This is a genomic window from Rheinheimera pacifica, from assembly GCF_900108485.1.
Lineage (GTDB): Bacteria > Pseudomonadota > Gammaproteobacteria > Enterobacterales > Alteromonadaceae > Alishewanella > Alishewanella pacifica.
In genome coordinates, this window is the sequence record NZ_FNXF01000004.1 from 335,644 (window position 1) to 361,581 (window position 25,938).

The 25,938-nt window shown below is 44.3% G+C and carries 35 protein-coding genes; 33 read left to right on the forward strand and 2 right to left on the reverse strand.

Annotation, left to right across the window (positions count from 1 at the left end):
* The 30 genes from BLW68_RS07995 to BLW68_RS08135 all read left to right on the forward strand — a co-directional run bounded on the left by BLW68_RS07995 (position 1) and on the right by BLW68_RS08135 (position 22,850).
* Positions 1-549 (forward strand): hypothetical protein, encoded by a 549-nt coding sequence (locus BLW68_RS07995; protein ID WP_092792073.1) that lies wholly within the window; start codon positions 1-3, stop codon positions 547-549.
* Positions 546-1,217, forward strand: coding sequence for a hypothetical protein (locus BLW68_RS08000; protein WP_143039932.1), 672 nt, complete (start codon positions 546-548; stop codon positions 1,215-1,217). Before BLW68_RS07995 ends, BLW68_RS08000 begins: the two co-directional genes overlap by 4 nt.
* Before the next feature lie 19 nt (positions 1,218-1,236).
* Complete coding sequence (locus BLW68_RS08005; protein WP_092792077.1) at positions 1,237-2,154, forward strand: hypothetical protein; 918 nt, start codon at positions 1,237-1,239, stop codon at positions 2,152-2,154.
* Between the two features lie 11 nt (positions 2,155-2,165).
* Complete coding sequence (locus BLW68_RS08010) at positions 2,166-2,849, forward strand: hypothetical protein (protein ID WP_143039933.1); 684 nt, start codon at positions 2,166-2,168, stop codon at positions 2,847-2,849.
* The gene (locus BLW68_RS08015) at positions 2,849-3,121 is read left to right on the forward strand and encodes a hypothetical protein (protein WP_092792081.1); all 273 of its coding nucleotides are present in this window, start codon (positions 2,849-2,851) and stop codon (positions 3,119-3,121) included. Before BLW68_RS08010 ends, BLW68_RS08015 begins: the two co-directional genes overlap by 1 nt.
* A gap of 6 nt (positions 3,122-3,127) precedes the next feature.
* A complete protein-coding gene (cpaB, locus tag BLW68_RS08020) occupies positions 3,128-4,084 on the forward strand; it encodes a Flp pilus assembly protein CpaB (protein WP_092792083.1) in 957 nt (318 codons plus the stop codon).
* Between the two features lies 1 nt (position 4,085).
* Positions 4,086-5,396, forward strand: coding sequence for a type II and III secretion system protein family protein (locus tag BLW68_RS08025; protein WP_092792085.1), 1,311 nt, complete (start codon positions 4,086-4,088; stop codon positions 5,394-5,396).
* A gap of 8 nt (positions 5,397-5,404) precedes the next feature.
* Positions 5,405-7,111, forward strand: a complete 1,707-nt coding sequence (locus tag BLW68_RS08030) for a TadA family conjugal transfer-associated ATPase (RefSeq protein WP_092792087.1) — start codon at positions 5,405-5,407, stop codon at positions 7,109-7,111.
* Positions 7,112-7,113: 2 nt separating this feature from the next.
* Positions 7,114-7,968, forward strand: coding sequence for a type II secretion system F family protein (locus BLW68_RS08035; RefSeq protein WP_092792089.1), 855 nt, complete (start codon positions 7,114-7,116; stop codon positions 7,966-7,968).
* Positions 7,961-8,839: a type II secretion system F family protein gene (locus BLW68_RS08040; protein ID WP_092792091.1), complete on the forward strand. Its 879-nt coding sequence runs from the start codon at positions 7,961-7,963 to the stop codon at positions 8,837-8,839. Before BLW68_RS08035 ends, BLW68_RS08040 begins: the two co-directional genes overlap by 8 nt.
* Position 8,840: 1 nt before the next feature.
* The gene (locus BLW68_RS08045) at positions 8,841-9,194 is read left to right on the forward strand and encodes a DUF192 domain-containing protein (protein WP_092792093.1); all 354 of its coding nucleotides are present in this window, start codon (positions 8,841-8,843) and stop codon (positions 9,192-9,194) included.
* Positions 9,191-9,649 (forward strand): tetratricopeptide repeat protein, encoded by a 459-nt coding sequence (locus BLW68_RS08050; RefSeq protein WP_092792096.1) that lies wholly within the window; start codon positions 9,191-9,193, stop codon positions 9,647-9,649. The genes BLW68_RS08045 and BLW68_RS08050 overlap by 4 nt, the downstream gene beginning before the upstream one ends.
* Positions 9,630-10,397: a TadE/TadG family type IV pilus assembly protein gene (locus BLW68_RS08055; RefSeq protein WP_092792097.1), complete on the forward strand. Its 768-nt coding sequence runs from the start codon at positions 9,630-9,632 to the stop codon at positions 10,395-10,397. The genes BLW68_RS08050 and BLW68_RS08055 overlap by 20 nt, the downstream gene beginning before the upstream one ends.
* 14 nt (positions 10,398-10,411) lie before the next feature.
* Positions 10,412-11,305: an OmpA family protein gene (locus BLW68_RS08060; RefSeq protein WP_177172183.1), complete on the forward strand. Its 894-nt coding sequence runs from the start codon at positions 10,412-10,414 to the stop codon at positions 11,303-11,305.
* A 59-nt stretch (positions 11,306-11,364) separates the two neighbouring features.
* Positions 11,365-12,435: a hypothetical protein gene (locus BLW68_RS21085; protein ID WP_177172184.1), complete on the forward strand. Its 1,071-nt coding sequence runs from the start codon at positions 11,365-11,367 to the stop codon at positions 12,433-12,435.
* A gap of 8 nt (positions 12,436-12,443) precedes the next feature.
* On the forward strand, positions 12,444-12,950 hold the full coding sequence (locus BLW68_RS08070) for a hypothetical protein (RefSeq protein WP_092792101.1): 507 nt from the start codon (positions 12,444-12,446) through the stop codon (positions 12,948-12,950).
* On the forward strand, positions 12,947-13,474 hold the full coding sequence (locus tag BLW68_RS08075; protein ID WP_092792102.1) for a hypothetical protein: 528 nt from the start codon (positions 12,947-12,949) through the stop codon (positions 13,472-13,474). The genes BLW68_RS08070 and BLW68_RS08075 overlap by 4 nt, the downstream gene beginning before the upstream one ends.
* 530 nt (positions 13,475-14,004) lie before the next feature.
* A complete protein-coding gene (locus BLW68_RS08080; protein ID WP_092792104.1) occupies positions 14,005-14,442 on the forward strand; it encodes a hypothetical protein in 438 nt (145 codons plus the stop codon).
* Between the two features lie 73 nt (positions 14,443-14,515).
* Positions 14,516-14,686: a Flp family type IVb pilin gene (locus BLW68_RS21090; protein WP_177172185.1), complete on the forward strand. Its 171-nt coding sequence runs from the start codon at positions 14,516-14,518 to the stop codon at positions 14,684-14,686.
* Between the two features lie 284 nt (positions 14,687-14,970).
* Positions 14,971-15,339, forward strand: a complete 369-nt coding sequence (locus tag BLW68_RS08085) for a hypothetical protein (RefSeq protein ID WP_092792105.1) — start codon at positions 14,971-14,973, stop codon at positions 15,337-15,339.
* A gap of 285 nt (positions 15,340-15,624) precedes the next feature.
* Complete coding sequence (locus tag BLW68_RS08090) at positions 15,625-16,224, forward strand: hypothetical protein (protein WP_092792107.1); 600 nt, start codon at positions 15,625-15,627, stop codon at positions 16,222-16,224.
* The gene (locus BLW68_RS08095) at positions 16,221-17,171 is read left to right on the forward strand and encodes a hypothetical protein (protein WP_092792108.1); all 951 of its coding nucleotides are present in this window, start codon (positions 16,221-16,223) and stop codon (positions 17,169-17,171) included. The genes BLW68_RS08090 and BLW68_RS08095 overlap by 4 nt, the downstream gene beginning before the upstream one ends.
* 110 nt (positions 17,172-17,281) lie before the next feature.
* Positions 17,282-17,788 carry a hypothetical protein gene (locus tag BLW68_RS08100; protein WP_092792109.1) on the forward strand — a complete coding sequence of 169 codons (507 nt, stop codon included), beginning with the start codon at positions 17,282-17,284 and terminating at the stop codon, positions 17,786-17,788.
* The gene (locus BLW68_RS08105; RefSeq protein WP_092792111.1) at positions 17,785-18,312 is read left to right on the forward strand and encodes a hypothetical protein; all 528 of its coding nucleotides are present in this window, start codon (positions 17,785-17,787) and stop codon (positions 18,310-18,312) included. Before BLW68_RS08100 ends, BLW68_RS08105 begins: the two co-directional genes overlap by 4 nt.
* Positions 18,285-18,539: a DUF3025 domain-containing protein gene (locus BLW68_RS21560; RefSeq protein WP_281246197.1), complete on the forward strand. Its 255-nt coding sequence runs from the start codon at positions 18,285-18,287 to the stop codon at positions 18,537-18,539. Before BLW68_RS08105 ends, BLW68_RS21560 begins: the two co-directional genes overlap by 28 nt.
* Positions 18,540-18,562: 23 nt before the next feature.
* The gene (locus BLW68_RS08115; RefSeq protein WP_092792113.1) at positions 18,563-19,369 is read left to right on the forward strand and encodes an ABC transporter ATP-binding protein; all 807 of its coding nucleotides are present in this window, start codon (positions 18,563-18,565) and stop codon (positions 19,367-19,369) included.
* A 2-nt stretch (positions 19,370-19,371) separates the two neighbouring features.
* Positions 19,372-20,574, forward strand: coding sequence for an ABC transporter permease (locus tag BLW68_RS08120; protein WP_092792115.1), 1,203 nt, complete (start codon positions 19,372-19,374; stop codon positions 20,572-20,574).
* 138 nt (positions 20,575-20,712) lie between these two features.
* On the forward strand, positions 20,713-20,919 hold the full coding sequence (locus BLW68_RS08125) for a bacterioferritin-associated ferredoxin (protein WP_092792117.1): 207 nt from the start codon (positions 20,713-20,715) through the stop codon (positions 20,917-20,919).
* Positions 20,920-21,052: 133 nt separating this feature from the next.
* Positions 21,053-21,943, forward strand: a complete 891-nt coding sequence (locus BLW68_RS08130) for an aspartoacylase (RefSeq protein WP_092792119.1) — start codon at positions 21,053-21,055, stop codon at positions 21,941-21,943.
* A gap of 112 nt (positions 21,944-22,055) precedes the next feature.
* Entirely contained in the window at positions 22,056-22,850 is a 795-nt protein-coding gene (locus BLW68_RS08135; protein ID WP_092792121.1) for a substrate-binding periplasmic protein, read from the forward strand.
* 43 nt (positions 22,851-22,893) lie between these two features.
* Here BLW68_RS08135 and gloA read toward each other — a convergent pair whose 3' ends face one another.
* Positions 22,894-23,295 (reverse strand): lactoylglutathione lyase, encoded by a 402-nt coding sequence (gene gloA, locus BLW68_RS08140; RefSeq protein WP_092792123.1) that lies wholly within the window; start codon positions 23,293-23,295, stop codon positions 22,894-22,896.
* A 350-nt stretch (positions 23,296-23,645) separates the two neighbouring features.
* On the opposite strand from gloA, the gene BLW68_RS08145 reads away from it, so the two are divergent.
* The 3 genes from BLW68_RS08145 to BLW68_RS08155 all read left to right on the forward strand — a co-directional run bounded on the left by BLW68_RS08145 (position 23,646) and on the right by BLW68_RS08155 (position 25,674).
* Entirely contained in the window at positions 23,646-24,476 is an 831-nt protein-coding gene (locus BLW68_RS08145; protein WP_092792125.1) for a hypothetical protein, read from the forward strand.
* Positions 24,477-24,572: 96 nt separating this feature from the next.
* A complete protein-coding gene (locus tag BLW68_RS08150; RefSeq protein ID WP_143039934.1) occupies positions 24,573-25,058 on the forward strand; it encodes a hypothetical protein in 486 nt (161 codons plus the stop codon).
* A gap of 85 nt (positions 25,059-25,143) precedes the next feature.
* Positions 25,144-25,674 (forward strand): hypothetical protein, encoded by a 531-nt coding sequence (locus BLW68_RS08155; RefSeq protein ID WP_092792129.1) that lies wholly within the window; start codon positions 25,144-25,146, stop codon positions 25,672-25,674.
* Here the strand turns inward: BLW68_RS08155 and BLW68_RS08160 are convergent.
* Positions 25,651-25,938 (reverse strand): transposase (locus tag BLW68_RS08160; protein ID WP_143039935.1); only part of this gene is annotated, 288 nt, incomplete at its 5' end. The two genes, BLW68_RS08155 and BLW68_RS08160, sit on opposite strands and share 24 nt — an antisense overlap.

The window sequence follows — 25,938 nt, forward strand, 5'->3', positions numbered from 1 at the left end:
ATGTTTAAAAAATTACTATTGATCACTTTGACTACTTTATTTGTTAGCCCTTTTGTCATTGCAAAGCCATCACTGCTAATGCCAAAAAAAGAGCAAGCAGAAGATTTCAGATATTACCAGAATTTCCATTGGAATAAGCCGGTGGAACGAAAGGCGTTGTATGAAGCTATAGCCAATGGTCAGTTTCATATGTATCAAAAGATGATGGAATGCAAGCTGAGAGCAAGTCATCTCCCAAGTTGGCTTGATGCTTTTAAAAAGGGAGGTGAAGAAATCGCTTTTACCGAGTCAGATTACAGTATGCGCGATATTGATGACAAACAGATTCGAGATCCTGAAGACGGTACTTTAGTTTCGGGATGGCAGGTGCGTGATTTTGCAGAAAAAAACTATACCGGCTACACAAGAAAAAGTTTAAAAAAGTTGCAGGACAAATACTGGGGACATTGTTTGGCTGAACTGCCAGTTAATTTATTTACTAAGGAAGCACAAGACAAACTTGATGCACGTCTTCAACGTGAAGCCGACAGGGAGATGGGATATCCATGATATTCACCACTAAGATATTACGCCATACATCAATGTTAACTTTTGGGATTAGTTTATTCGTACTTAATGCCTGTGGCGATAGTGATGTCGCGAATAAAGCGCAGGAATATAAAGACGCTGCGGTCGCCGTACAGCAAGGTATGGAAATAATAGACGCTGCGGACGAGGTGAAGGCCAGCAGTGGCAATGCCAGCGCGGCAGAACTGGTGGCCGAGCATAATATTCACTGGTCGCAGCCTGCGTTATTTCCGGCAGATAAGCTGGATGGGAAAACAGGTTTGCAGGCTGCTTATGTTGGTTATGGCCGCCTGGAAATGCTGGCTGCCAATAAACATATTGACAAGCAAGTTCGCGATTGTCACGACAGTGTAGGTGGTTTAGTAGGGCTGGGTAAGCTAGACGGGCTAGCTGACAAATACAATTTTGAAACTGCCACTTTAATGAATATGTTTAAAGAGGATGAAGCAACGCATATCGAAAGGAAAGGTGAATCATTAGATAACGACTTGGGCCTTTTTTATATTGGTTTAGTGAAGCAGTACAAAGCAACACTGAGTAAAGAAGACAACCGCGCAATAAATGAAGCTTTTTGGCAATGGTGTATTGCGCTACCTAATACACATTGGTCCGAAAGATATCGGAATAACCCTATTAGCTTGCAACAATAAACCTTTAGGCGAAGAACAGATGAACTTAGCGCAGGGTAGCAGGCAGCAAAAAGGCGGTGTACTGGCGGAGTTTGTGGTAGTAACCGGTTTTATTATTATGCCACTGATAATGCTATTGCCGGTGTTATTTAGCTATATAGAAAGCCGCCAGTATATGGAACAGTCGGCGCGTTACTCGGTATGGGAGCGCACCGCCTATTTTCAGGCTTTGCCTGCTGAGGCGGTTGCCTATGCGCCGGTCAAAAATGACAGTGACATTGCAGCAGAAATTCAGAACAGAATACTATCGGCAAAAGATGTAGCAATTAAGCTGGCGCAGCGTGACGCCGAATTAGCAGAGCCGCTTAATCCAAACTTAAGGTTAACAGATAGAGCAACAGCCAAGCGCGTTAGTATGTACGAGCCGGCAGCGGAGGGCAGTCATTTTGTGGTAACTCATGCTACAACTCAGCATGGGTTATCTGGTGTGGCTGAGCTACAGGAAAAAGTGGTGAACGCTATTAGTTTACTACCAGGGTTTAGTTTGAACACCGAGGGTTTGTATCAGGCTGAAGTTGGGATAAAACTTAAACCACTAAGCTGGTTTAGTGAGCTGGGCACCGAGGCATTAAACCCGCGCCGACAAAATGCCTTGTTAGCAGAAGGCTGGACTATTGGCGGCCCAGCGCAGGCACAATCGACTATTCGGGGCCTGGTGCCCATTACCAGCTTTATGGATGATATTGGCTTTGATCGTGTTCTTGGTTTAATCAGTTTTTTCCCACTGGCTAAAGAGCTAGGCAGTGACTATTTGCAGCTGGGTAAGGTAGAGGTGGATGCTATACCGTGCTCGCGCTTGGGAGTAATAGACCGCCGGGGCAGAGTATCTACGCCGTCACAATGCGTGCAGCGTATTGATTCGCAACTTCGCTCCTACCGTTACCGCTATAGAGAATAAAGGATGCATGGATGCGATTAGTTAGTTCTTTCCAGAGATGGAGCTTTTTTGTTTTTACCTTATTTTGCTGTACTGCCATGGCATCGCAGCGCGAATTCCCCGTGCCAGAGTTTTTTAACCTGCACATCGTGGCAGATCAAATGCAATTTAATGGCGTGGCGATGTCAGTAAGTGGCTTTACTACCGCTAAGTCAGCTAAGGATATTGAAACGTTTTACCGCCAGCAATGGCAGGATGAAATACGGGTGGTAGAAGTAGAGGGCCTGCATGTTATTTCACATTTGCACAAAGGTCTGCTTTATACCGTGCAGTACAGCATTAACCAGCAACCCAGCAGTATTATAGAGGGCTTTATTTCGTTATCGAATCTGCCAACGGTAAGTAAAGTCAACAAAATTACCTTGGGCAGTGGTTTTGCTATGCCTGGCGGTACCGAAGTTCTTAATGATATGACGTCGGATGATGGCGGCCGCAAAACCAGGATGCTATGGCTGCATAATAAGCTGTCGGTAAGCGCCAATGTTGCTTTCTACCAACGAAGACTGGAGTCAGACGGTTGGATCAGCACTTTTGTACAGGATGCAAACCGGCAAGCTGGCGGGCTTATTGTAAAAAAAGGCAATACAGAGATGAATATAACGGTAACTCGGGTAAACGGGGTCACCCAATTACTGGTGATTCAAACGGGGGTGTAATGAAAAAAGTAAAAGGATTTGGCGCTGTTGAATATTTGGTTGGTTTGTTTGTACTGGTTACGTTGTTCTTGATGCCATACAGCGACAAAGTGTCTGGCGAGAGCCGCAATGTATTACAGATGCTGACCGCTGGCGTAAAGCAGGATCATGCTAGCTACCTATATGCACAGTCATTGAGCCATTTGCAGACGGATTTGCCGTTGATATCGGCACAACATCAGGCAGCTCAGCCGTTGCCAGCAAAGATGAAACCCTTAACTGTCTCGGAGTAGCATTACGTGGTTACTGTAGATCAAAGTAAAAAAAGTTGGCTGTTGCTGGTTATAGCTTTGGGGGTCGCCGCATTGGCATTTTGGCTGGCCAGCCAATATCTGGCTAATAAAGAGTCAATTATCCGCTCAGAGGCCCGTCGTGAGATGGGCGAAACCATCACTATTGTTGTGGCCTCTCGTGATGTGGCACCTGGTGAGGCGGTTGGTCCGGATAATATGGCGGTTGCAGATGTGGATGCTGAGTTTGTATCGGGCGCGGTCATCACACCAGCGCAGTTTTCTGCAGTAAATGGCCGCATTACAACATTTGCTATGTCGCAGGGCGAGCCGTTGGTCGCACATTATCTTGGCGGCCATAGCATTGCCAGGTTTTCTGATTTGCTGGGGCCTGCAGAGCGCGCTGTGACTATTGACATTGACAATTTAAACGCGGTATCCGGCATGCTGCTGCCGGGCGACTTTGTTGATATTTTATTATTGCAGGACCCGCCAGGGCATAGCGCAATGGATGGAAAACAAATGTTGCCACTGTTACAGAAAGTGCGGGTTTTGTCGGTAGATGCTGTTTCGTTGCTTACTCGGGACGAGGACTTTTTTCATTTTAAAAACGGTAGTGCTGTTTTGGATTATGGCACTGTTACGGTAGGCGTAAATTATCGTGATGCGGCTCTGCTTACATTAGCGAGGGACAGTGGCGAACTGGCATTTATGCTCAGAGGCAAAGAAGATAATTCACGTATGAAAGGTAATGCGTTAACCCTGGCTGATTTTATAAAAAAAGGTAATCGAGGCGTAATGGGGGGCTATCAATTGATTGTCGGCAGCAGTGGCGCTGACGGCGGACTTACTGTACGGCAAATGACAGTAGAAACCTTGGACGCGCGTACAGGAACCTCAACTGGTAACGTATCTGTTCCTCTGGTTATACGGCCCAGTCAAATAACATCGCAGGTAGTAAATTAATATGAAGTTTTTCAACCCTTTTTGGACTTTGTGTAGTGTGGCCGTGTTGGTATTTGCTACAGATGGTGAAGCCTCGGTACAAACAATAGAGACTTACGTCGGGGCCGTAAAAACGCTTGAACCCGGTGATATTACGCGGGTGGCGATAGGCCAGGACGCTATTTTAGGTACTACTGTGCTGGATAACGGTGAACTGCTGTTAATCCCCAAAGCGGCCGGGGACACCGAGTTGCATATTTGGACTCGGGGCGAGCGCAAACATTCTTATTTAGTCAGTATATTGGCGGCAGATGTACACAGGCAGTTAACGCAGCTGCGTTCAATTTTTAAAAGTTTTGTTCATGTAGCATTTCGTCATGAAAGCGGTTTTATTATTGCCGAAGGTAAAGTCCGTCCGGAAGATAAAGACCTGTTCGAAAGTCATATAACCAAATTTCCAAATGTGATGTCTTTAGTACGACCGGAGCAAGTTGAATTTAAAGATATGATTAGCATGAAAGTTCAGGTGCTGGAAATTAATAAAAAGTATACCAAACAATTAGGTATTAAGTGGGACAGTAGTATTTTTGGGCCTTCAATAGGCTATGTGCATAATTTTAAAGCCAACGGGGCTTTCGCTTATGCCCGTGAGGGTAACCCATTTATCGATTTGTTTGAGGGCTCGCCAGCGGCGATTAGTCTGGGCTCTGCTTCTGCTCACTCTTATGCAGGCATTATGACAGGTATTAGCTCGATGATTAATTTACTCAAAGAAGATGGTAATGCCAGAATGTTAGCCGAACCTTCTTTAAGTACCCGCAGTGGCGAGATGGCCAGCTTCCAGTCAGGTGGGCAGTTTCCTATCGCGGTATTGAATCAGTTTGGCCAGCCAATGATTGAAATGCAGGATTATGGTATTCAGCTTGATATTGAACCAGTAACAGATGATGACGGTAATATTATTTCCCGTGTGCGGGCAGAAATGAGTTCTATTGATTTTGCTACGGTGGTAAATGGTATTCCGGGCATCTTAACGCGCAATACCGAGTCCGTGGTGAATTTGCGTAGCGGCGAAACTATGGTGATTTCCGGTTTAATGAAAACTGAAGACAGTAAAGCAGTAAGTAAACTGCCGTTATTGGGCGATATTCCTATTATAGGCGAGCTGTTTACCTCACGTAATTTTATTGAGGGACGCACTGAGTTAATTATTTTGGTTACACCACGTATTGCCGGGGTGTTAACAGAATTGCCTGAAAGTGTCACTAAGCAATTATCAGAACTGCAGCAGCTGCGCTCTGCTGATTCCATTACCGACCAATTGTTAAATTAAGGGTGTCTATGTTTCATATAAACGTACAAACCCATAAAGGTACCAGAGTAGCTGATGTTGTTTGCCAAACAGAAAGTTGCTTTTTAGGTAAAGATGAAGACTGTCTCGTTAACCTGCATGGCTGGTTTGTAGCAAAAAAGCACGCCAGGCTGCAACGTAATGACGATGGTGTACATATTTCGGATATCAGTGGTAAGGCAGGAGTGAGGGTCAACGGCGAGTTCATAAAAGACTATGGGCCGCTGTCAGATACTGATTTGATTGAAATTAATGCTTACACCATTAAAGTAAAGACGCCCAAGCGTGATATGGATTATAAGCCACAGCAGCCAGTTGTGGCGCTGACAGATAAAACTGTAGCTGTACAACCCATGCCGTTAGTGTCTGATGAAACCACTCACACAGCGGTTGCCGCTACTGAAATTAAACAGCATGTATCAGAACTACGGTCTTTAAGAAGCAAGGTGCATGCTGAGCTGTTAAAGCAAATGGATTTACGGCGGATTAATGTTAACAGTATGTCGGATGATGAGCTGCGCTCTTTTACTGAGCGAATGATTCAAAATATTATTGAACAGATGGCTGATATTACAATAAATATTAATAGAGCTCAATTAGCCGAACAGGTATTAAATGAAGCTGTAGGGCTTGGCCCGTTGGAGTCGCTGATCGCGATTGAGGATATCAGCGAGATAATGGTAAATGCGGCAGATGAAATTTTTTACGAAAAAGCAGGGCGGATTTACCGTTCTGAAGTCACGTTTACTGACGATAAAGCTGTTTTGGCTGCAATTGAACGTATTGTAACCCCTTTAGGCAGACGCATAGACGAGGCTTCGCCAACGGTAGATGCACGATTAAAAGATGGCTCTAGGGTGAACGCTGTGGTACCGCCAATAGCGCTTAAAGGCCCTTGTATTACTATCCGTAAGTTTATGAAGGAGAAGCTTACGGCACAGCACATAGTTAATTTTGGTTCGGTGAATGAAGTTATGGTGCGTTTCTTGGAAATGGCCGTTAAACACAAACAGAATATTATTATATCGGGTGGGACAGGGTCGGGTAAAACAACTCTGCTCAATGTGCTGTCCAACTTTATTCCAAGACATGAGCGGGTTATTACTGTAGAGGATGCGGCTGAACTGAAGCTGTATCAGGAAAATTTAATTTCACTTGAAGCCAGGCCATCAAATCAGGAAGGTAAAGGTGAAGTACCTATTCGGGAATTAGTTAAAAACTGTTTGCGAATGCGGCCAGATAGAATAGTTGTAGGCGAATGCCGAGGCGGCGAAGCGCTGGATATGTTGCAGGCAATGAATACGGGCCATGATGGTTCTTTAACTACGGCGCACGCGAACAGCCCGCGTGATTGTATCTCTCGTTTAGAAGTCATGGTAATGATGGCCGGTATGGAATTGCCAATTCTCGCTATTCGTGAACAAATATCTTCAGCTGTAAATATTATTGTGCAACAAACCCGCTTCGCCTGTGGCACCCGAAAAGTGACGAGTATCTGCGAAGTTTCAGGGGTTGAAGGTAATCGCGTACAGTTGGGCGAGATTTTCCGCTTTCAACAAACTGGATATGACGAACAAGGACGGGTGCAAGGGAAGTTTGTAACTACCGGTATCGTACCGCAGTTCTATGAAGATTTGGCTAAGCGCGGCATTGATATTGACCTTGCCATTTTTGCCGAAGGGCGCGAGCTGCTATGAGCATGAGTACAGAAGTACTGCTGCTGGCGTTATTTTTTGCCTTCTCCGCAGCGATCCTTGCGTGGATAGTGTCTGTATTGTTTAGCAGAGCTGTTGGTTTGTACCGCACCAACTTTACTGAAAATGCTAAAATAAAATTGTCTGACTTATTTTTATTTATTGAGCCTGAAAAGCTGTTCATGATGAATATTGCCTTCTTGGCGGCGGTGTTTTTCCTGGTTTTTTTAATGCTGGGGCATTGGGCGCCGGCGTTAATTTCTAGTGTAGTAGCTGGTTTTTCCCCGCCGATTGTGTTCCGTATTCTACAACGCCGTCGCCGTAAATCATTTTTACAAGAGCTGCCGGATATGCTTCAGGCGACGGCAACAGCGATGAAATCCGGCGGCAGCCTGACGCAGTCTATTGAATCAGTAGTAGTTGAAATGAAAGGGCCTATTCGTCAGGAGTTTGATCTTTTTATGCGTGAAGTGCGGATAGGGGTCAGCTTTGCTGACGCGTTAGACAACATGTATCAACGTATTCCTCTGATTGACTTGAAGCTGGTAATTTCCGGTATGAAAATATCACGGGAAATAGGGGGTAACTTGGCAGAAACAATCGAGAGAATGGCGGATACTTTAAGGCGAAAGCTGGAGATGGAAGGAAAAATAGACGCGTTAACAGCCCAGGGGAGGGCACAGGGTTATGTTATGACCGGCCTGCCTATTCTGCTGGGTTTAGTATTGTATCAAATGGAACCGGAGCAAATGGCTTTGTTGTGGCAAACATGGTACGGCTGGGTGGTTGTGGGGGTAGTTATAACGCTGGAAGCCCTGGGTTACTTTTTTATTCGTAAGATAGTGAATATTGATGTCTGAAAAATCTATTACCTTAATAATTAGCGTGGTTGTCGCTATGGCGGTTTTTATCGCAGTGTATGCAATAGCTCAGATCCGTAAAACTATTCCGACAGATGACCGTGAATATATGGATCCGTTGCCATTGTTAATGCGGCTATGCTGGCCGGTAATTAATTTCTTTGCATATTACATCGGTGAGCATCTTGGCGTGGAGTACATTGAAAAAACTAAAATACGGTTACGTCAGTCAGGTTTAGGTTACCTGATGACACCTCAGCAATTTTTTGGTGTGAAACTGTGTTCTGCATTGTTATTTATGCTGTTTTCATGGTGGTGTATGACAATGTTGGACATATCACCTGGTTTGGTGCCTTTAGGCTTTGCGCTGTTTGGTTTTATATTTCCGGAAATTAACTTAACAGACAGGCGTAAGAAAATAGAAAAAGAAATTATCCGAATGTTACCGGTATACCTGGACTTCATTACTATGGCTGTAGAAGCCGGGATGAATCTAAATGGGGCTTTAGTGCAGGCAGTAGAAAAAGGCCCGCCAGGGGCGCTGAATATTGAGTTTAGTAAAGTGCTACGTGATGTTAAAGCCGGGGTGGGCAAACTGGAAGCTCTGCGGAATATGAGTGAAAGGGTGCAGGTGCGCGAGATAGCAAATCTTGTCTCTGCCCTGGCGCATGCAGAAAAGTCCGGCGCCAGTGTGGGTAATACGTTAAGAATACAAGCAGATCAACGTCGGGTTGAGCGATTTCAGCGTGCGGAGAAATTGGCGATGCAGGCACCGGTAAAATTAGTGGGGCCTTTAGTGCTGTTTATCTTCCCGACAACATTCATTATTTTGTTTTTTCCTATAGTTACCCAATTAATGGACATTATGTGAAGTGTTAAAAGATAAAGCTTTGTATCGGTTTTCGGATGAACTTTTGTTATCCCATCTATGGTTGCCCGCAGGTTTTTGGGGGCGCTTACGTGGGCTGATAGGCCGCCCCGCATTACAACTGTCTCAGGGAATGCTGTTGGCGAATTGTCATGCAGTCCATATGTTTTTTATGCGCTATCGCATAGATGTGGTGTTTATAGACAAAGACTTCGTTATTACCAGTACGGTGTCTGAACTTGCCCCCTTTAGTTGGTGCTCTGACGCCGGCGCCAGCCACACGCTGGAACTTGCGGCAGGTGCAATAGCATATATGAGTTTAACCGTTGGTCAGCAGTTAGTGGTGAGGGATAAATGAATAAATGGTGGTATCTGGTTGGCGTGGTAACGCTAACGGCTTGCAGTTCTGCACCGCTTGAGCAACCTGTAGAGCAGTCTTTCTATCGGTTAGTGGCTCAAGCTACCCAAGCCTATAATGAGGCCAGGTTGAATACTGCAGAAACATTATATTTACAGGTGTTGCAGCGCAACCCTGATTATAGTGAAGCAAATTTTAAGTTGGGTAATATTTATAGTCGACAAGGAAGGTTGGATGCTGCAGTAATAAAGTATGAACAAGCACTGGCGGCTGATAGATCCGATGGCCGTGCGTGGCATAATCTTGCATTAGTACGTGTTAAGCAAGCAGTTGCAACGCTGGATATAGCAGAGCAAGAAATCGCGCCCGATTCACCGTATTATCAGTATTTGCTGCAATTACAGTTACAGTTAAATAAAGTATCAGGCAACCGGCATGATGACACTGAAAGGTAACCGTGGCCAATCAATTACTGAATTTATTATTGTGATGCCAATATTTTTTATCTTATTGTTTGGCATCTTTGAGTTTGCTTACATTTATCGCGCTAAAGCGACTCTTAACACTGCTACATTTGAAGCTGCGAGGGCCGGGGCTTTGCATCATGCGCGAATCGCACCAATGCGGGATGCGCTGGCAAAAGGTATGACGCCACTGTATATGAAAGGAAAAACTGTTGATGATAGCGCATTAGCAATGGTTAATATGTCAGTTGCGTATGGAACGGCTAAAGCGATGGCGGTGGCAATAGATAAAGTGCCTGCATTCAATGTTAAAAGTGTCAGCATTATTAGCCCAACCCAAGCAATATTTGATCGTTTTAAAGTGAAGCGCTCAGTGAAGTTGCAGTATGAAACAAATTTTTCTGAGCATGAGTTTATCCCGAATGATAATTTATTATTTCGATCTGCACAAAGTGTGAAATTAAATTCAGGTGGTGAAGAGATTGACATGAATGTGCAGGATGCAAATCTATTGAAAATTAAAACTGCCTGGTGTTACAACATGAAAGTACCGTTATTGAAAAATCTAATTAATACGGCGGTGTCAGGCTTTTGGGGCGGTATTCTTACTGCCAGCGATGAGCAGAAGACTTGTAACGCTATTGGTTTAGCGAATGGTGGTGTGTATATGGCGCTCACGTCTCAGTCAACTATTCGAATGCAAAGCCATGTTGTTTCAGACGGCAGTAATTTAAATTAATGAGGATCTTACAAGTGGTTAATATTATTAAACGTAGTAGCTGGCTGTGGCTGCTGTTGGTATGCGGACAAGTTCAGGCTAAAGCTCCGTTACAAAGCGAACTGGTCAAGCAGCGAGAGTGGCTACGTGCTGAGCATCAGCTGATTGCCGGACCGGTGATGCTCCGTGAACTGTCCAGCGAAAGCCATTCAGAAGGCTATTATCCTTCGGCTACGGTAACAGCGGCAGGGTTACATCTACGTAAAATTGCTGATTACAGCCGAACATTAACTGCGCAGTTTTTATTTGACATCTTGCAGCAAAAAATTGCCCGCTATGGTTTTGTCAGTGAGTATCAATGCAAGGCACAGATATGCGGTGATATCAGAGGTTGGCAAGCGCTGACCGATCCATTGTTAGACGGCGAGTCTGGCACGCAGTTTTATATACTGGCCAAAGCACCGGCAGCTATTGGTATGGGTTATGTGGCGCTGCATGTGGCCGACCTTGATGGTCAGCCACGGGTTGTTGCCGATATGATTATGGCGGACACCTCATTACGGCATATGCTGGATATGGTGTTGTTTAACGAGGTGTTCAATTATAAAGCTGAACAACTGGTAACCGGTAGCACGCTGTATTTTGCGCTGGACAGCAGCATACCTTTGGCTGGTTCTGACGCTACGCTGCGGCATATGGCTGCGCAATTACAGGCTGATCCACAACAACATTTTGTGGTGGTAGGCCATGCCGACACCAGTGGCAATGAGCTGTATAATCAATCGTTGTCACTAGCAAGGGCCGAACAAGTGCGTAAGCAACTGATAACACAGCACGGTGTTGATGCCCGGCAGCTGAGTGCAGCAGGTGCGGGTATCACCGGTTCGGATGCATCATTTCGTAAAACGGTGTTAGTAGCAGCGAATTAACGCTGCCGCGACGGTAGCCAGGTCATTTATTTAAACCTTCTTTACAGGGATGTTTGCTGATGATAACTCTACGGCGGCAGGCGCTAGGCCAGAGCATGACAGAATACATTATTATAGTGGCGCTGGTAGCAATAAGCGGTATTACAGCGTTTCGCTATTTTGGTGGAGTACAGCGCAGCCAGGTAGCGGCTATTACACAGGAATTGGCAGGGCAGGATTCGGGCGATATGCTGGATTTAGCCCAAAGCTACGCCAGCAAAGCGCGTGATGATGCCAGTCGTGATAAGGGCTTGGGTGATTACTATGCCGGTGGTGGAAGTACAGGCGGCGGTTCTGGCACGGGCTCAGGTGGGGGCTCAGGTGAAGGAGGAGGTGGTTGGACGCCACCAGGAGGAGGCTGGACTCCACCTGGCGGTGGTATTTTCCCACCTCCGGGCGGAGGTGGTGGCATGTGCCCGGCGACAGCAGCACAAAAAGCCTCTGGCACTATGTATGTGTGGGCAGCACAAAGTGAAGAAGAGTGTCGGGAATGGGTCATACATGAAGAGTTTAGTTTAACCATCAAAGTATCACCTTTAATTAATAGTGAAAAAGAGCTGTTTAAAGATAGAGTTACAACTGCACTGCCGCGCATAGCCAAGCTAATCACAGCGTTGTCCGGCGATGGTGATGCATTAAGTGCAGAGCAAAAAGCATTGCGAGAGCGGATAGCCCGGTTTTATGGTTTAAGTGGTAGCGGTGATATGCTCTTTAGCTTTTTGCAAAGTGAATTGTTACCGGTTATTCAAGCTATAGATACTGAACTGAAACATGCAAGGGATGACTCCTCGAAAGTATTCAGGGCAAGCGCGTCAGGCATTAAGGGCGGTTACAATATTGTGAATCGAAATGTTTATCTGCCAGAGGATTTCTTCAAAGATAACCCTAAAGAACAGGCTTTAACCATAGTGCATGAGTATGCACATAAGGTAGGACTGGATCATAAAAAAGGTTTTACACCAGCTCATGTTGAGCGTGATAGGCTTAAAGTACTCTATATGTCACCTTTTGATCCGGAACGGGAAGAAGCATTGAAAGACAATATTGACGAGCTCTACTTCTTAGAAGTGTTGCTAGCTCAGGAATGGTAGGAGGCCATATGCGCGTTTGGATTGTTTTATTTTTGCTGTTTGTGCCATATGTGTCAGCTAACAAAGACGTTGTGCCGGCTTTGGAGAACGCTATTGCTGTAGAGTTGGAATTTACCTGCCAGCGGCCCTATGTGGCGACAGTGCGTTTTTACAACCGCGTTAATGAACCGCTGCGGGGGCGGCTTATAAGGGTTGACCCGGCCGGTTATTGGAATTCTTATGAATTTAAGATTGACACGCATAATGGTCGTGCGCGACGGGACCGGCTAAATTCGTTTCATTATGAAAACCGGGTGCTGGAGGACATTAGTGTGGTGCTGCCGGCGGGCGGGGTTTTACAAAGCATTATTAACCTGGACGAGCAATTTATTATCCCGGAACAGGGCTTTACCTCTATTCGCTTCAGTAGTTATTGGGAGGATGTCGAGTTTGCCGATGGTAGTAAGCGCTGGATAAGTCTTGAGTCAGACAGAATGAATTTTGATGATTACTGTATAAGGGAGCAAAGCCAATGAAGCCGTTATGGGTGCTGTATTTGTTACTGATGTTTGGTTCTGTCTATGCAGCAGAAAAGCGGACGTTGATTTACGATAACTATCTGCCGGCGACACTGAGTTTGCAGTGCGAAGCGCCGGGTAAGCGCCTTATTGCTAAAGTGGAGATAATGAATGCTACCCATATTGTGCATAAAGACACCCCGAAGTATATATTCAGCTTATTGCTACCTGCACATAAGTTTGCCGAGGATGGTAGCTATGTGGTGAACCATTTTATTGTACAAAACCAGGATGACAGCCTGGCATTATTTACTGGTCGGCAAAAATACCTTTACACCCGCGACAAAGCCCCTCAAATGCGGGAGCTGGCGCCCCGGCAGTCGGTTACTATTAGCGTAAATTTATACGATTACTTTGATATCAAGCCAGAACAGCTTAAACGGGTTAAGTTTGATTTATTTGGTGTGCGGGTGCACACGCCTTTTAGCCTGATGGAACAGGATATCCAGTCGAATTGGGTATATCTCAACGAAGGCTGCTAACACCTGCGGCCTAGACGCTGGCAAACAACAAAGGCACTGAGGCACCTTTGTTGTTTGATGTGATGAAAAGCGCGTCTTTTCGTAAGACGGTGTTGGTGGTAGCGGATTCATGTCAATGCATTAGCCATGTTATTAATTTGAAGATAGAGTTACAACCGCATTGCCGGTATTAGCCAAGCTAATCACGGCATTGTCTGGCGATGCTGATATATTAAATACGGAGCAAAAACATAAACTGGAACTATCGTACATGAGTATTCACATAAAGTAGGTGTGGTGCATGATAGGCATCTGACATTAGAAGCCGCTATCGAACACGTTGAGAGTCGGCGACTGGAAGTTCTGCATATGCCACCATGGACGTCAGAGCGCGATGAAAAGCTGAAAGAGAATATTATGGATACATACTTTCTTGAGATCTTATTTCTGCAGCTTTTGTAAATTTAAAAAAATTAAAGCTGTTTAATTTTGAAGATTTATTCTTGTGGTGGTTTTTAAATCGTTACCTTTCGATTTGTAAGGAATAAAAAATGAAATACTTTTTGCGTACTCTGTTGGTTTTTGGTTTTATTTTGTCACTTTTTTTTAGTAGGGCTAATGCTTGTAGTTGTAGTGAAATTACAGCGCTGGATATGCTGAATTTTGAATTCAATAAGTATATTTTCATAGGAATTGTAACTTCTGCAAAGCTTATGAAGCATGAAGGAGCTTATTCTTATGTTGTCGCTGATGTTGAGGTTGAAGAACGATTCAAAGGGCTGACTGATGAAAGAAAATTTAATGTCAGTACTAACTTAAGCGAATCTTCTTGTGGAGGTACTATCTCAGTCGGCGCCCGCTATATATTTGTAACTGATGCGCGAGGTTTTTTTACTTTTTGTAAGAGCATGAGTATTGAACCCCGAAATATAGACGAGAAAACGAGAGTCTACATTAAAGATTTTCGAGATCTTGCCAATCTGAAATAAGACTATCTTTAGCTAAAAGTACTTATAACTTTCTTTGTATTGACACCGACATAAGTGACAAAGACGTTTTCAGATGATGAAACGGCGGCTGGCGCTGGGCCAGAGCATGACAGAATATGCCATTATAGTAGCGTTAGTCGCTATAAGCGGTATTACAGCGTTTCGCTATTTTGGTGGTGTACAGCGCAGCCAGATGGCGGCTATTACACAGGAATTGGCAGGGCAGGGAACGAACGACATATAACGCAAACTTAGGTGATTTTGAGGAAACGGTGTGTGGACATCTTAGCGACGATGATTGGTTTAATTGTGTTGACGATTATATTGAAAAAAATGATGATCACCGTGCAGCAGGTGTACAAGTGAAGTTTAGTTTGCAAAGAATAGTTGTACATGAGCTCATACATAATACACTGCCGTTGCTCCATTCAGAGCTTGATGTGATTAGCAAAACTAACGATTTTATGGCGAAGTACTATGGCGAATTTTGTCGGGTAGACCACCATCTTCATTGGTTGTGAGGTGTGTATGAGATTATTGTATTTTTTATTTATTATTACGATATCCCCTGTGTTTGGCGCTGACTGTGAGTTTAGTTTAAAGCATTTAAGTAGACGTTTTTTAAATGACATTTCAACCTTGCCAGTAAATCAACCTGTAATGCTAAGCCTTGATTTTCATACAATAGAAAGGCAGCAGGCGGATGCTTGTTCACAACGCCTGAATGGGATTGTTACAGAGTTGAGGGAACCCCTGTTGAACTACAATTATACAGTTACTGTTAAGTATCGATTTGAAGATAGAGCTGAAATTAATGAACAATGGTTAAGAGAACAGTACTTCCTTGGTGTGGCTTATTACTGTGACTGGTCTGGGGGGGCTGTTGTCGTAGAATAGGATCCCGCTTTCTGAGGTTTCCGCGATACTTCAGCATATAGGCGCGTAGCTGCAGGCAATACCCCAACAGCAGCTTTGTGGTGGTGGGTCATGCAGACGCCACAGGTACAGCTGTATATAAACAGGTGTTGTCATTGGCCAGAGCAAGAGAAGGGCGATATGCTGGATTTAGCCTAAAGCTACGCCGGCAAAGCGCGTGATGATGCCAGCCGGGATAAGGGCTTCGGTGATTACTACGCCCGTGGTGGAAGTTCAGGCGGTTCTGGCTCGGGCTCAGGTGGCGGCATGTGCCCGGCGACAGCAGCACAAAAAGCCTCTGGCACTATGTATGTGTGGGCGGCATCGGCTTTGGCAGATGACTGTTCTGAACCGGAATCTTTAGTTAAGGCCATTTATCAAAGTGATAATCTAAATTTTATTAAAGCGGCGGTTGAAAGTTTTGGAGTACTGCAGATGTTTGAAAGTTACTTCCCTGAAGGAAAAAATATTCGCTTTAAAGTAGATAATACTATTCCCGGTTTAATGCAGGTTAAGTCAACCGATCCTGATACTATCCTCGTGAATGTTCTTGAGTTGACGGGACCAGATAACCCACTTGAAGAGCGTCACTTTGCTTCAATCGTTGGTCATGAAATAGTTCATGTTTATGACATTAATTACCGAAAGCAACTTGGCTTAGCTATTGATAACAGATTCAGATGGCAAAGTGAGATTAATGCAACTACATGGCAGGTTGATAATTTTAACGCGCTAGGTATTTTCAGGCGTGATCCTGTTGAAGGTAGATTAAATGCACTTGATACAGAGTTTATAAATGAAATTAATTCTTATCAGCGTAAAGCGAGAAGTTGTTTTATAGCTCCAACAGCAGGAGGTTGTGAATGAGTATCACCATCGCTAAGATATTTTATTTATTTTTAGCCTGCAGTAGTTTTTTTGTGTACTCACAAAATAATCTGCCTTGGACAAAGTATGAGATCTTAGCTACGCTGCCGAAGCCTTATGGTAAAACTACGATAGTGTTTTCAACCACGGTGCAAGATAATCAAAGAGTTATCAGTGAAGTTGCAATGACTACGGCAACTGGTAGTTGGCAGTTTTTATCAGAAGAACTTCGACAGTTACCTTTGAAGTCTTTAACTGACCAGAATGCAATCATGCTAAAAAAAGATTGTCCTGAGTTTCAGCAAGATTGTATTTCAATGGTTTGGCAAATGGATGAACCGCGATCCATAACGTTTGTTGACGGTTTTGCGCAAGAGTATTTTAAGTTAGTTAAGTTAAATATTAGCGGGCGGGGTAATTTTAAGCTTACAGTCGACGACACCTATCAAGACGGGGTAAAACTTGAGCAACAATATCGTGAATTTATGCGGGAGTATAAAGAGCCTTCGGCTAGAGATTCAAAATCTGAATATAATGAAAATGTTGTATTTAATTTTCCAGCAATGTCTCTTTCTAAGCCTTATTACGGTAGCCAAATTTTCTATTACGAGTCAGAAGCTTTTTTGGGTAAATTATCAATAGAAAATACAATTGTTGATGCTTTGCCTGTTGCTTATAGGTTATCAATGCCATCAGGTGATTTAGTTGTTATTGATTCGACGATTAAAGAAAAGAATTTACGCTTTTCCGGTTTTTCCTATCCGTTGGTAACCGTTAATGAAGCAATAAATAAATTAACCATCACCATACCTTGCCTAATTGAACATAATCTTTCTGCAGATGTGGTTCATTTGACAGTGAATTCACACCTTCGAAAGGGGCAAACAGCAACTATGGGTTTTTCGAGACACGAAGCAGGCGATAAATTATGTCGAGAGACTCATTAGTTGAAACGTCAGAAATCCGGACTCTTCGGCCTGTTACATCGCTTGCTGTATATTCTTGATGGTTATTACTTTTTAAAAGTGTTGTTAGCTCAGGAATGGTAGGAGGCTATATGCGCCGTTGGTATGTTTTATTGTTAGCGTTTGCACCCTTATTGTCGGCCAAGCAAGACTTTGCACCTGCACTGGAGAATATTATTGCTGTGGAGATGGAGTTCACCTGCGAGCGGCCCTATGTGGCGACAGTGCGTTTTTACAACCGCGTTAATGAACCGCTGCGATTGCAGTTAGCAGACGTTGACCCTGCTGGCTACTGGAATAGCTATAGCTTTAAGATTTTTACCAATAATGATCTTGCGCGGCGGGATAGAATAAATTCGTTTCATTATGAAAACCGGGTGCTGGAGGATATTAGTGTGGTGCTGCCGGCGGGTGGAGTTTTACAAAGTATTATAAATCTCGATGAGCAATACTATATCCCGAAAGAGGGTTTTAATCGTATTTGGTATACGAGTTATTGGGGTGGTGTTGAGTTTGCCGACGGAAGTATCCGGTCTATACGCGTGGAGTCAGACAGAATGAATTTTGATGATTACTGCACAAGGGAGCCGCGCCAATGAAGCCTTTATGGGTGCTGTATTTGTTACTGATGTTTGGCTCTGCCTATGCAGCAGAAAAGCGGACGTTGATTTACGATAACTATCTGCCGGCGACACTGAGTTTGCAGTGCGAAGCGCCGGGTAAGCGCTTTATTGCTAAAGTGGAGATAATGAATGCTACCCATATTGTGCATAAAGACACCCCGAAGTATATCTTCAACTTAATGCTGCCTGCACATAAGTTTGCCGAAGATGGTAGCTATGTGGTGAACCATTTTATTGTACAAAACCAGGATGACAGCCTGGCATTATTTACTGGTCGGCAAAAATACCTTTACACCCGCGACAAAGCCCCTCAGATGCTGGAACTGCCACCCCGGCAGTCGGTTACTATTAGTGTAAATTTATACGATTACTTTGATATCAAGCCAGAACAGCTTAAACGGTTTAAGTTTGATTTATTTGGTGTGCGGGTGCAAACGCCGGGAGTTCTGATTGAGCAGGATATCCAGTCGAATTGGGGGTATGTCAAACAAGGCTGCTAAAACCTTACGGCGGTGTCGATGCATCATCTTGTAAAACGGTTTTAACAGCTGCTTACAGTTTTGTTGATGCAAAATTGCATGAACAAATTGCTAACGAGGCAGTACTTCTTGATAATCAACAACTAACGCCTTTGCCGTTGCTGGGCGTACCGCGCTGGTATAACGACAATGAAACAGCGGGGTTTTACCACAATACTGACTATTTCCGGCCAAAGCGTCAGCGCTAAAGCCCCGACAACAGGACAGTTGCATGATTGATATTCAGGATTTAGCCAAGGCGTTTGCACTGGGTAAAAACAGCAAGTTATCGGATACCGAAAAACAAGACGTACGTTACAGCAAAGAGGCGTTTCACTCGGTGCGCAATGTCAGCTTTAGCTGCGGCGCGGGTGAAGTGTTGGGGCTGCTGGGGCCAAATGGTGCCGGTAAAACCACCACTTTACGTATGCTGTCTACGGCATTAAAACCTGATGCCGGCTCAGTGCTGCTAAATGGCGTTGATGTATTAAAACAGCCGGTAAAAGCCCGCCAGCAAATCGGTTTTTTATCGGCCGATACCGGCCTGTATGGCAAACTAACCGCCTTTGAAAATATCGCCTATTTTGGCCGTTTGCACGGCATGAAAGAGAGCGCCTTAAAGCAGCGTATCGACGAGCTGTTTACGCTGCTCAATATGCATGATTTTGCCAACCGCCGTGCCGACAATATGTCGACCGGTATGAAACAAAAAACCGCTATTGCCCGCGCTGTGGTGCACAGCCCTAAAGTGGTGATTCTGGATGAGCCCACCACCGGGCTCGATATTATGACAGTGCAAACGGTGCTGGATTTTATCAAAGGCTTAAAAGCCGCCGGTACGCCGGTGATTTTTTCTACCCACCATCTGGATGAAGTGGCATCACTTTGCGACAGAGTGGTGGTTATTGATAAAGGCATCAGTGCTTTTTCCGGTGATATCGGCCAGTTCAGGGCGTTATCCGGCAATGGTGATTTACGCGAAGCGTTTCTATCTTTATTAAAGCGTGATGTTAGTGCGGAAAAGCAGGGAGTAGCTTAATTATGTGGCAAGTGTATTTTAAAGAACTGCTAGAGCTGGTGCGCGATAAAAAAACACTTATTTTTGTGATATTGCTACCTATTTTCATTTTTCCGATGTTGTTTGGTATCGTTGGAAGCGTGATGGCGTTTACCGCGAATAAGGCTAAACAGCAAGAGCATCGATATGTCATTGTAAACAAAGAGCAGGCTCCGGAGTTTGCTGAGGCGCTTTTTTATCATAAAAACTTTAAGCAAATGGAAGTTTCTGCTACCACTGAAGCACAGCTTATTGAGGCAATTAAGCAAGATAAAATTGATGTTGCAGTTATTATTCCGGCAGATAATAGCAAAAAACAAAATCAGCTTGAGCAAGTTGACTGGAAAATTATTTACAACCAATCTTCACAGTATGACTTTATGTTTAACTATTTTAATGAAGTATTGCAGGGCTATACCGAAGACTTACAAAAGCGTTCGCTGAAGCAATTGGATCTTGACGAGAGAGCATTGCCGGCCATTATAAAGCCGGTAAAAGTAGTTAAAGTGGATTCTGCTGACAAACGCGAAAATGTTGGTGAAAAGATAGGTGCAATCTTGGCTTATGCGCTGATTTTACTTTGCTTTAGTGGCGCAGCCTATCCTGCTGTAGACATAGGCGCTGGTGAAAAGGAAAGGGGAACATTAGAAACGTTATTGATTTGTCCTATTTCCCGTACGGCGTTAGTGCTTGGTAAGTTTATGACGATACTTACCACGGCGTTGCTAACGGCGTTAATAACAGTTGCCAGTTTAGGTCTTTGGGGAATGGTGATTGGTGGCCTCAGTAAAACAGATGCTGTTGTTGATATAGTGCAAAGCATAGCAGTATCGGACTTAATGTTAATGTTCTTGCTTTTACTTCCTACTTCAGCAATGTTTGCTGCTTTGCTGTTGGCCATTTCAATTTACGCCCGCACGTTTAAAGAAGCGCAAAACTATATCAGTCCTCTAACTATTATCGTGTTAATGCCTCTGATGGTAGCTATGGCACCTGGGATAGAGTTAACAGCCAGCACCGCTCTTGTGCCTATTACTAATATTGCTCTTGCAATTAAAGAGTTAATGAAAGGCACTGCTGAGCTGAGCTTAATTTGCCTTATTTTTGCTTCGTCTGTAGCGATAGCGGCAGCCTTGATTGCATTTTGCGTGCACTGGTTCCAACAAGAGAAAGTGCTGTTTCGCTAATACTGCCAAGGCTTTAGCACCCACACAACGCCGGCTTTTGCCGGCGTTGTTATTACGACAGATTCCATTTTACAAATACTATTGATAATGGTTCTTAATAATATTAAAATGGCGGCGTTGTGTTAACGGAGTACTGTTATGTACGTGTGCTTATGTAAAGCTGTTACCGATAAGGCCATTAAACAAAAAGTGGCTGAAGGTGTATCCACCATGCGTGAACTGAAAATGTGCACCGGTGTGGGTAGCCAATGTGGTAAATGTACCTGTCAGGCGCAACAAATTCTACATAACGAACTGGTCCGTATTTCCGACGCCTCTTTAGAACTGGCACAACCTGCTGCATAATTTGCATTTATATGCTTATTTCAGGCATTTAAATTCTGTCTCTATTCTTTTTCCGCTCTGCACTGGTCATAATAACGCTATTGATTTAGGCTAAGCTCATGCTTGGTATAACCGCAGCAGTTATGGAAAAATTATGGATAAAATTAATCAGGTTGCCATTGTTGGTGGTGTGCATGGTAATGAATTTTCAGGTATTTATTTAGTTAAGCAATATCAGGCTAAGCCAGATTTAGTCAGCCGCGCCAGTTTTAATACCGAACTGGTATGGGCCAACCCAGAAGCGCATTATGCTAACAAACGTTATCTGCACAGTGATTTAAACCGCCAGTTTAAAAATACCGATTTAGCCAACCCCGAGCTTGCCAATTACGAACAAAGCCGCGCCAAGGTGCTTAATTCCCGGCTTGGCCCTAAGGGCAACGCCAAAACCGATTTACTGATTGATTTACACAACACCACCAGCAATATGGGCGCTTGTTTAATACTGACCCAGGCAGGGCCGTTTTATAACCAGCTGGCCGCTTATGTAAAAATGGTGATGCCTGAAGCGATAATTTCCCGTGACGAAGATCACTTTGCCGCCGAAGATCACGCGCTGATGTGTACTGTTGGCCGTTACGGTGTACTGGTAGAAGTAGGGCCACAGCCACAATCAGTATTACGCCAGGACGTGCTGGAGCTGATGGACACCATGACGCGGCATATTCTTGACTTTGTTCAGCTGTACAACAGCAATACCTTGCCGGCGTTACCAAAACAGACAGAAGCTTTTCGTTATCTGCACAGCATTAAACTGCCAATGAATGAAAAAGGTGAGCGCCTGGGCATGGTGCATAAAAATGTGCAGGACAAAGATTATCAGCCAATTAACCCCGGCGATCCGATCTTTACCCTGTTTGATGGCACTGAGATTTATTACGACGGTGACGTGACGGTATACCCAACCTTTATTAACGAAGCTGCCTATTACGACAATAATCTGGCGATGTCATTAAATGAAAAAGTTGTTATTACGCTGGAGTAATACTGTTTGGTCTGACATCTGTATCATGTTAATTATTATAGTTTTCTTTTGGCAATCACTGTGTTATTAAACTGTTATCGATGATTCAGTCTGGCTATGTCAATGGTGCCGAATGAACGTTAAATTAAGCGCCTGGGTGCTAAGTGTAGTGTTATGTGTTTCAGGCTGTGTGGTAAAGGCACAGCCGCTGCGTTTTCTTACCGAGCACAACCCGCCGGGAGAGTATCTGAACGAGGAGGGCGAGGTCAGCGGCGTAACAGCCAGCCTGGTGCGTATACTGCAACAACGGCTAAATGAACCCGGTGATATTGAGCTGATGCCCTGGGGGCGGGCGCTGAACATTGCCAAAGCTGGGCCTAATATAGTGTTGTTTGAAACCGTGCGCACAGCCGAGCGTGACCCCTGGTTTAAATGGGTTGGGCCGCTTAAGCATTATCAGATGGCTTTATACGGCTTAAAACACCGCCTGGGGGAGATATCGCCCCTGACTGTGTTGCCAGGAAACTATATCGCCTGTAATTATCGTAATTCTGCCACTATAGATGAAATTAAAGCGCTGGGTTTTACCGAAGGAAAAAACCTGATACTCACCAGTAAATCCGGCGATTGTCTGGATATGCTGCTGTTAGGCCGGGCCGATTTAATGGCTGTCAGCGAGCTGTCGGCTCCGGAGTTTTCGGCCAATGCCGCAGCGGCTGGCAGCCAGTTGGTTATGCTGAAGTACTTTAGCGAGCGTAGACGCTATTTAGCGTTTTCCCGCAATGTGTCAGACGAGCGTATTGCACGCTGGCAAGCGGCACTGGAGCAAAGCTACCGCGATGGCACCATGCGCAAGCTTTACCAGCCTGTGTATAGCGAGCAGATTATCCGGCGGCTGGAAGACTTTGCCGCTCAGCCAAAATACTAAAGCCAGCTTACGCTGGCTTTATGCTGTTTACTTTGTGGCAAACTTAAAGCGTGTCGTAACTGTCTTTTTTCTGGATCAGTTCTATAGCGTAGTTATCCGGATCGCGCACAAAGGCAATTTCAGTGGTGCCACCTTTTACAGGGCCCGGCTCGCGGCTTATTACGCCACCTTTAGCGCGTATTTTATCGCAGGCGTCGTATACGTTTTCCACTTCCAGTGCGATATGGCCATAGGCATTGCCTAAGTCGTAGCTGTCGGTACCCCAGTTATACGTCAGTTCTAGCACGGTATTTTCGCTCTCGTCACCGTAGCCCACAAACGCCAGCGTATATTTATACTCAGTGTTTTCTGACTGGCGCAGCAGTTTCATGCCCAGCACTTCAGTATAAAACGCCAGTGATTTTTCCAGGTTACCCACGCGCAGCATGGTATGTAGCATTCTCATACAAACTCCTATCCGGTTTGGTCTTAAAACTCGCAGTGCAGGGGGTAATGGTAACATATTCTGCTGCCCTGGCAGGATAGCAGAGTGCCAAAAGCGGATATTGGTGTTGGTATTTAACGTCTGAAAATCGCTGTATTTGTATGCATATAATGCCCAAGCCCGGTTCGTGCTTTGTTAGGCGGGTTAACCCGTATTTGTCGCTGGCACAAATATAAGCTGTACCTGTAAGTTATTGTAAGTTTTAAAGAAGCGGTGTAATGTTCTGTACATTAAATTTACAAAGGCAGGTTAACCTGTATTTAAAAGCGGGTCGACCCGTCTAATAAGCGTTATGTACTCAAGGGACTTGAATGAACAAACATCATTACACGATGATAGAAACGCTTGCATTGATTCTAAACTCTAAAAAGATTCGATTTAATCGTTTAACTAATGTGGATGACATACAAGAATCAAAAAATTACGGTAAGTATGATCTTTCCCGTTTTATCTACATAAGCTGCTGGACTATTAACGAGGAAGAAAGCATTCCGTTATGGAAAATGTACACTTCAGATATGAAAGGTGTTCGAATCACGTTTAGCTATGATCCTTTTCATATGAGGAAACCAAATCCATCGGAAATGCCCGGTTTAAATATTTCGGTTACAGATGATACCTTATCTCCCATACCTCTTAATCAAATGATGTCTGATAAATATTTCATCATGCCCAGTTTCTTAATGAAGGAACATTTTGGAAAGGCGGTAGAGTATGTAGACGATGTCACGGGTATGTATGAGAACGCTGTTGATTTAAAAGTAAATCCAGATGGGACTGCAAATATGAGCATTCCCAGCGCAGGTGATCTAGCTATTCACAAAAATAAGGTCTGGGCATTTCAAGAAGAATATAGGTACAACCTTTTGGCCTTTCCTCCTCCAGCAGGCGGTTTTTCAACTCAAAATATTCCTGAAATATCAAATGCAGCTATCAATTCTATCTACCGTGGATTAGCTCCTGAAACTGAGTTTATAGACGTAGACATTTGTCCCAAAAAACTTTCATGCCTTACAATTACACTAGGTCCGCTTTGTTCATTTGCTGATGAGCTTTTGGTAAAGGCGCTACTTGAGAAATACTCTCCTAATTCGAGGTTGGTTAAGAGCAAGCTCAGTGGTCAAATTCGACAACGTACATAACAAGGCCAGTCACGGCGACGTCTACTGCATTGCGGCTTCGCCTTCATTTCGTAGCCGCGCGTGCTAGCGGCGTTATATTTTGCAGGGGCTCGCATTTTGAAAATTTGTATCTTTCTTTTGCTTTCAATTATATCAACGCACGCGTTTGCTTGTTCTTGCGTCAGTAAAGCTAAAAGTTTCGATGAAGAGTTCCAACAGTATGATGCAATTTTCTCGGCTACAGCCATAAAAGCTGAGAAAGTTGCAGGTGATTGGAGTTCTGCATTTTATAAGACAGAAATGCATGTTCATGATGTCTGGAAAAGTCATGATGTGCCGCGAGTCTTGTTTATAAAAACTAATATAGAGACTAATTCTTGTGGTGGTCCAGCGCCGAAAATCGGAAGTAGATTTCTTATATTTTCACATGTATCAAGCGATGGTCTCTACGTGACTGGCGGTTGTTCCATGTTTATCGATCTTGATCAAGTAAATAGTGATATAAACAACTTAAACATAGAAGAAAAAGCGGACTGGGAATCTATGTGGGCTGAGAAGTGGTTTGCGTTAGGGGAGCCGATTGTTGTTCACAAAAAAATATAACAAACCGCGTCATTCGGGGCCTGCGGCCCCTGCGACGCTCACAAGTTCGCGCGCATGCGCGTGGCGTTACGTTGCAAGGTGAAGTATGAAGCAAGCATCAAGGTTTATGCCCAAGTACGAACCTAGAAAAGCAAGTAAAGCAGCTCTGATTGCCTTTCTTGCAGTTTCATTGGCGATTGTTTTATACCAGCCTTGGTATCTTGCTGTTATTGCGGGAATAGCTTTACTAGTGGTTGTATGGAGTGCAATCGATCAGCCCAAAGTAGAAAGGCATTTTATTGACCTGTGCAAGGAGCGTAATGGATTATCAATTTGTGAATTTGCAAGAGAGTTTGATCCAAAGGTTGTAGATACTTGGATTATTCGCGCGGTTTATGAGCAACTCCAAGCTGCGCTTCCGACTAAGCAGCATGTTCCTATTAAGGCTTCAGATACGCTCTTTGAAATATTGATGCTTGATGAAGATGATCTTGATCTAGATTTAGTAGAGGAAATAGCACAAAGAACAGGTCGAAGTTTTGAGGGCTACGAAAATAACCCTTACTACGGCAAGGTAACAACAGAGGGTGTTCAATATTCTGTGTCAGCTTGGTCACAGGTCGATATGAGCGTCTAAGCGCCCCTCGAAGTGTATCGACAGCTGTGACAGCGTCAGATTCCAGTTTTGCACCGGGTGTGTCCAACGCTCAGATGCCTGCAAGATACCGGCATAAAGCAGCTTAAGCAAACTGTTTTCATTGGCGAATCCGCCCTTGGTTTTGGTCAGTTTACGGAACTGGCGATGCACGGCTTCCACGGCATTGGTGGTGTAGATAGCCGTTCTGACGTAGTCAGGGTATTTAAAATAGGCTGATAGCGTTTGCCATTTGTTGCGCCAGGA